8 protein-coding genes are annotated in these 5,407 nt (G+C 72.3%); 4 read left to right on the top strand and 4 right to left on the bottom strand.

Features of this window, described 5'->3' with window-relative positions; translation table 11 throughout:
• Positions 1-130: 130 nt before the first annotated feature.
• Positions 131-700, bottom strand: a complete 570-nt coding sequence (locus OUY22_RS35320; RefSeq protein WP_270159665.1) for a dihydrofolate reductase family protein — start codon at positions 698-700, stop codon at positions 131-133.
• Between the two features lie 115 nt (positions 701-815).
• On the opposite strand from OUY22_RS35320, the gene OUY22_RS35325 reads away from it, so the two are divergent.
• The 4 genes from OUY22_RS35325 to OUY22_RS35340 all read left to right on the top strand — a co-directional run bounded on the left by OUY22_RS35325 (position 816) and on the right by OUY22_RS35340 (position 3,537).
• A complete protein-coding gene (locus OUY22_RS35325) occupies positions 816-1,556 on the top strand; it encodes a hypothetical protein (RefSeq protein WP_270159666.1) in 741 nt (246 codons plus the stop codon).
• 76 nt (positions 1,557-1,632) lie between these two features.
• Positions 1,633-2,019, top strand: a complete 387-nt coding sequence (locus tag OUY22_RS35330; protein WP_270159667.1) for a RidA family protein — start codon at positions 1,633-1,635, stop codon at positions 2,017-2,019.
• Positions 2,020-2,069: 50 nt separating this feature from the next.
• Positions 2,070-2,456 (top strand): VOC family protein, encoded by a 387-nt coding sequence (locus tag OUY22_RS35335; RefSeq protein ID WP_270159668.1) that lies wholly within the window; start codon positions 2,070-2,072, stop codon positions 2,454-2,456.
• Between the two features lie 79 nt (positions 2,457-2,535).
• Positions 2,536-3,537: a LacI family DNA-binding transcriptional regulator gene (locus tag OUY22_RS35340; RefSeq protein ID WP_270159669.1), complete on the top strand. Its 1,002-nt coding sequence runs from the start codon at positions 2,536-2,538 to the stop codon at positions 3,535-3,537.
• Here the strand turns inward: OUY22_RS35340 and OUY22_RS35345 are convergent.
• The 3 genes from OUY22_RS35345 to OUY22_RS35355 all read right to left on the bottom strand — a co-directional run.
• The gene (locus OUY22_RS35345) at positions 3,498-4,106 is read right to left on the bottom strand and encodes a YdeI/OmpD-associated family protein (protein ID WP_270159670.1); all 609 of its coding nucleotides are present in this window, start codon (positions 4,104-4,106) and stop codon (positions 3,498-3,500) included. The two genes, OUY22_RS35340 and OUY22_RS35345, sit on opposite strands and share 40 nt — an antisense overlap.
• Before the next feature lie 87 nt (positions 4,107-4,193).
• Positions 4,194-4,568 (bottom strand): DoxX family protein, encoded by a 375-nt coding sequence (locus OUY22_RS35350; RefSeq protein ID WP_270159671.1) that lies wholly within the window; start codon positions 4,566-4,568, stop codon positions 4,194-4,196.
• 78 nt (positions 4,569-4,646) lie between these two features.
• Positions 4,647-5,407 (bottom strand): D-alanyl-D-alanine carboxypeptidase family protein (locus tag OUY22_RS35355; protein WP_270159672.1); only part of this gene is annotated, 761 nt, incomplete at its 5' end.

The raw sequence follows: 5,407 nt of genomic DNA on the forward strand, positions 1-5,407 counted from the left end.
TGTCGGGCTCCGACCGCGACGAGCTGGCGCGCATCACGGGCGTGGTCGAGGCCGCCGAGCCGGACTTCGCCGCCCTGTTCGCCGCAGGTGAGGCGCTCTCCCCGGACGAGGCGCGCCGCCTGCTGGAGGCCTACTTGGGGACGTAGACGTGGACGACGATCCCGGAGCCGAACTGGTTCACCTCCGCCAGCTTCAGGTGGGTGGTGTCGAAACCCGCGCCCTCGAACAGGTGCTTGCCGGCTCCGACGATGACCGGGAAGTACCAGAAGTGGAACTCGTCGACCAGACCGTGCTCCACGAGCGTGCGGTCCAGCTCGCCGGTGCCCCACTTCAGGATGTTTCCCCCCGGCTGCTCCTTCAGCTTGGCGACCTCCTCGGCCACGTCGCCCTGGATGAGGGTGGCGTTCCACGTGGTCTCGGTCAGCGTCCGGGAGGCGACGTACTTCGGCATCGCGTTCATCCCCGCGGCGTCGGGACCCTCGCGGCCCGACCACGCCTCGGCGAAGCCCTCGTACGTCACCCGGCCCAGCAGCATCGCGTCCGCCGAGGCCGACAGCTTCGCGGCGTAGCCGGCGTGGTCCTCGTCCCAGTACGGCTGCCCCCAGTGCTGCGGCTCGGCCCGCGACGCGGTGCTGACGGGCCGGGTGTCGTCGATGACGCCGTCCAGCGAGACGAACGTCGACTCGATGAGCTTGCGCATGATTCGCTCCTTGATCGGTCCGGGAAGGCCGTGTCGTCCTCCCTCTGACATCAAGGCTGCCGTCCGGCCCTTACCGTTTCCTTACCGCCCAGCGGAGGGCCTAGGATGGCGCCCCATGATCATTCGTTTATCGGCGGCCGTGGCCGCCGGTCTGGTGCTCGTGTCCGGTGCGGCCCACGCCGACCCGGTCAAGGGAGCCCCCGAGCTGACCCACAACGAGCTCTACAAGGCGGCGAAACTGCCCAAGGTCTCCTGCGGGGCGGCCAAGGGCACGACCGCGGCCTCGACCAGGAAGTACATCACCAAGCTGGTCGGCTGCCTCAACAAGGCGTGGAAGCCGGCCATCGCGGACTTCCGGCCGGTGAAGGTGGAGTTCAAGGAGAAGGACGACCTGCGGGCCTGTTCCAGCGGCATGGACCTGCGCGAGTCCTTCTCCGAGATCTGCGGCACCGTCATCAAGGTGCGGCTGGCCGACGACTGGATCAAGGCCAGGAAGGACGACAAGGTCCTCTCCTCGATCACCCGGACGTGGAGCGGCGTGGTGCTCGGCCAGACCGGCATCGGCCAGGCCTGGTGGGCTCTGCAGAGCGACGGCTCGGAGAAGGCGATGAAGGAGCAGAACCGCCGCTACGCGCTCCAGTCCGAATGCGTGCAGGCGGTGTCCGTCAGGAGCCTGGGTCGCACCGTCAAGGACTGGCCGGCGTTCCTCCAGGTCAGCCGCCCCAAGGCGTACGACAGGTTCAACAAGAACGACGGCAGGACCGCCAACCGGGTCTACTGGGCCAGGCAGGGCTACAAGTCGGGCAAGCCGGGCGCGTGCAACACGTGGAAGGCGTCGTCCGCCAAGGTGGCGTGACCTGCGCGGGCGCGGCCGGTCCCGGCCCCCGAAACGCCTTCGACGCCGCGCCCCGTGATCATCTATCGTGCGGCGCATGACAGAGCGACGTGCCATTCTCAGCGGTTCGACCTTCGAGGAGCAGATCGGCTACGCCCGCGCCGTGGTGGACGGCGACTGGGTGCACGTGTCCGGGACGACCGGTTTCGACTACGCCACCATGACCATCTCCGACGACGTGGTGAAGCAGGCCGAACAGTGCCTGGACAACATCGGGGCCGCGCTGGCCGAGGCCGGGTGCGGCTTCGGCGACGTGGTCCGGGTGCGGTACATGCTGCCGGACCGTGCGGACTTCGAGCCCTGCTGGCCGGTGCTGCGCGCCCGGTTCGGCGAGGTCCGCCCGGCCGCCACGATGCTGGTGTGCGGGCTCGCCGACCCGCGCATGAAGATCGAGATCGAGGTGTACGCCCGCCGGTCGTCCTGATCGCGGCCCGGCGGGGCCTGAAGGGGCGCCGCCGGGGAACGGGTCCTGGCATGGAGGTGCTGAGCAGCCGGGTGCTGGTGCGTCCGGCCGACCTGGAGCGCAGCCGCCGCTTCTACGGCGGGACGCTCGGCCTGGCGGTTTACCGCGAGTTCGGGCCGCCGGACCATCCCGGCGTGGTGTTCTTCCTGGGTCAGGGGTTCCTGGAGCTGTCCGGCCAGGCGGGAGGCCCGGCCGGCGCCCGTCTGGAGCTGTGGCTGCAGGTCCGTGACGTACGGCAGGAGGAGGAGCGGCTGCGGCGGGCGGGCGTCACCGTGCTGCGCGAGGCGAGGCAGGAGCCGTGGGGGCTGGTCGAGCTGTGGATCGCCGACCCGGACGGCCACCGGATCGTGCTGGTGGAGGTGCCGCCGGAGCATCCGCTGCGGCGCGATCCGCGCTGAGGCGGTTTTTCCTGGTGGTGAGCGGCGCCGCAAGCATTGGTACGGTTTGATCGCCGCTGCTCTTCATGACCGAGGAACGATGCCGAGCATCAAAGATGTCGCCCGACTGGCCGGGGTCTCCGTCGGCACCGTGAGCAACGTGCTCAACCGTCCCGAGATGGTGGCCCGCGAGACGCGCCTGCGGGTGGAGGCTGCGGTGGCGCAGCTCGGCTACGTGCGCAACGGCCCGGCCAGGCAGTTGCGGGCGGGGCGCAGCAGGACGATCGCGGTGGTCGCGCTGGACCTGACGAACCCGTTCTTCATCGACGTGCTGGGCGGGGTCGAGACCGCCGCGCAGGACGTGGACGTCAACGTGATGGTGGTCAACAGCAGCAAGGACGCCGCCCGGGAGGCGCGGCTGCTGCGGATGTTCGAGGAGGAGCGCCCGCTGGGCGTGCTGATCACGCCGGTGAACGCCCCGGGCCGGCGGGAGCGGCTGGGCGGCCTGGTCGCGCGGGGCATCCCGGTGGTGACGTTCGACAACTCCTCCCGCCACTCATCCGGCTGCGCCGTCGCGGTCGACGACGTGCTCGGCGGCCGGCTGGCCGGCCGCCACCTGCTGGAGCGGGGGCACCGGCGGATCGCCTTCGCCGGCGGGCCGTTCGCGGTGCGCCAGGTGGAGGACCGCCACGACGGCCTCGCCGCGGCGCTCGGCGGGCGGGCCGAGCTGACCGTGATCCCGCTGCCCGACCTCACCGTCGCCACCGGGCGGGCGGCGGGCGAGGAGCTCGCCCGCCTGCCCGCAGAGGCGCGGCCCACCGCCGTGTTCTGCGCCAACGACCTGGTGGCGATGGGCGTGCTGCAGGAGCTGACCCAGCGCGGCCTGCGGGTCCCCGCCGACGTGGCGATCCTCGGGTACGACGACATCGACTTCGCGGCGGCGGCGGCCGTGCCGCTGTCGTCGATCCGGCAGCCCCGCCGGCAGCTCGGCCGGACCGCGGCGCTCATGCTGCTGGAGGAGGCCAACAGCCCGGACGGTCACGAGCATCGTCACGTGGTCTTTCAGCCCGATCTGGTGGAGCGGGTCTCGACGGCGTCCTGAAGCAGGCCGTCGATCGCCCGGCGCAGCGCGGCCGCGCGGCCGGCCGGGGTTCTGGCCTTGAGCAGCGGCAGGATGAGGTGGTAGCGGGCCGTCTTGCCGAGGCGGGCGAACCGGGTGGCGGCCTGCGGCTCGGCCGCCAGCGCCTCGGCCAGGTCAGGCGGGACCTCCACCCCGCGCTGCGCGGCGTAGGCGGCGTCCCAGCGGCCGTCGGCGCGGGCCGCGGCGACCTCCGCGAGCCCCGGCGGGCGCATCCGGCCGGCGGCGGTCAGCGCCTCCACCCGCTCCACGTTCACCCTCGACCAGGGGCTCCCCCTGCGGCGGCGGGAGTAGCGCTGCAGGTAGACGTGCTCGTCATGGGCCTTGCGGTGGCTGTCGATCCAGCCGTGGCAGAGCGCCACGTCCAGGGCCTCGCGGATGGTCACCGTCTCGACCGGCGACCCCTTCTTGGCGATCTTCAGCCAGACGGCGCCCTCCTCCGCGTGGTGGGCGGCCAGCCACGCCTCCCAGGCCGCCGCGTCCGCGAAGTGCAGCGCCGGCGCTCCACCGGCCGTGAGATTCTCCGGCGGCATGGGCCGCTCCTCTCGTCGTCTGGTGACCACGTTAGGAGCCATCGCGGAACGTATGCTTCCGCGATCGGATGCGGCGTGCGCCGGGGTTCAGAAGGCGTGGGGGCCGAACCGGCCCCAGGCCACGAAGGCGGCCAGCAGGAGCAGCACCGCGTTGACGGCGATCGCCGGGTGCTCCTTGCGGCGGGCGTGCGTGACCGCGGCGCCGACCATGACGAGGACCAGGCCGGCGGCCGCCAGCGGGACCAGGACGGGGGCGATGCCGAACGTCGCCGGCAGGATCAGCCCGAGCGCGGCCAGCACCTCCAGGCCGCCGATGGCCTTGACCGTCGCGGCGGAGACGTCCTCCGTCCAGGCCAGGCCGGAGGCCGCGAGGGTCTCCTTGCGCTGGGTCAGCTTCATCAGCCCGGCCACGCCGAACACGGCCGCGAGCAGGCCCGCGACGATCCACAACGCCAAATCCATGGGGGTCCCGTCCTCATGCGACATCAAGGTCAATCAGGACTGTAGAGGGTGACCGCCCCGGCCGGGCGACCACCCCGGCTACCGCTGGACGGCGGCGCCGGCCCAGTCGAGCAGGGCCCCGGCGGTCTGGAAGCGGCGGCTGGAGTCGCTCTCGCCGAGCAGGACGCCGACCAGCCGGCTCTCGCCCCGGTCGGCGGCGAAGGCGAGCGTGTAACCGGCCGCGCGGGTGAATCCGGTCTTGACGCCGAGCGTGCCGGGGGTGCCGAGCAGGCGGTTGGTGTTCCGCCAGGAGTACGAGCCGTGCTCGGAGGTGGCGGGGACCGTGTGGTAACGGGCCGAGGTGACCTTCTCCAGTGTCGGGTTCTCCAGTACGGCCCGGGCCAGGCGGACCTGGTCGCGGGCGGTGGAGTGACCGCCGCCGCCGTAGGGCATGCCGTCGGCGTTGACGTACAGGGTGTCGGCCATGCCGAGGCGCCGGGCGGTGGCGTTCATCTCGGCCACGAACTCCTCGACGCCGGGCCCGTGCGCGCGGGCGAGCGCGTGCGCGGCGTCGGCGCCCGAGGGCAGCATGAGCGCGTACAGCAGGTCCTCGACGGTCAGCGTGTCGCCCGCGCGCAGGTGGGCGACGGCGGCGCCGCCGGCCGAGGCGTAGCGGACGTCCTCGGCGGTGACCTCGACCTTGTCGGTGGGCTCGGCCCGCTGGAGGACGACGTACGCGGTCATCATCTTGGTGAGGCTGGCCACCGGCCTGCGCAGGTCGGCCTCCTTGCTGAAGTGCACCCGGCCGGTGGTGGCGTCGACGACGTGTGCGGCCGGGGCGAGGACGGTCGGCGTCTCGG

Source organism: Nonomuraea corallina (assembly GCF_027620315.1).
In the GTDB taxonomy this organism is placed as follows: Bacteria; Actinomycetota; Actinomycetes; order Streptosporangiales; family Streptosporangiaceae; genus Nonomuraea; species Nonomuraea corallina.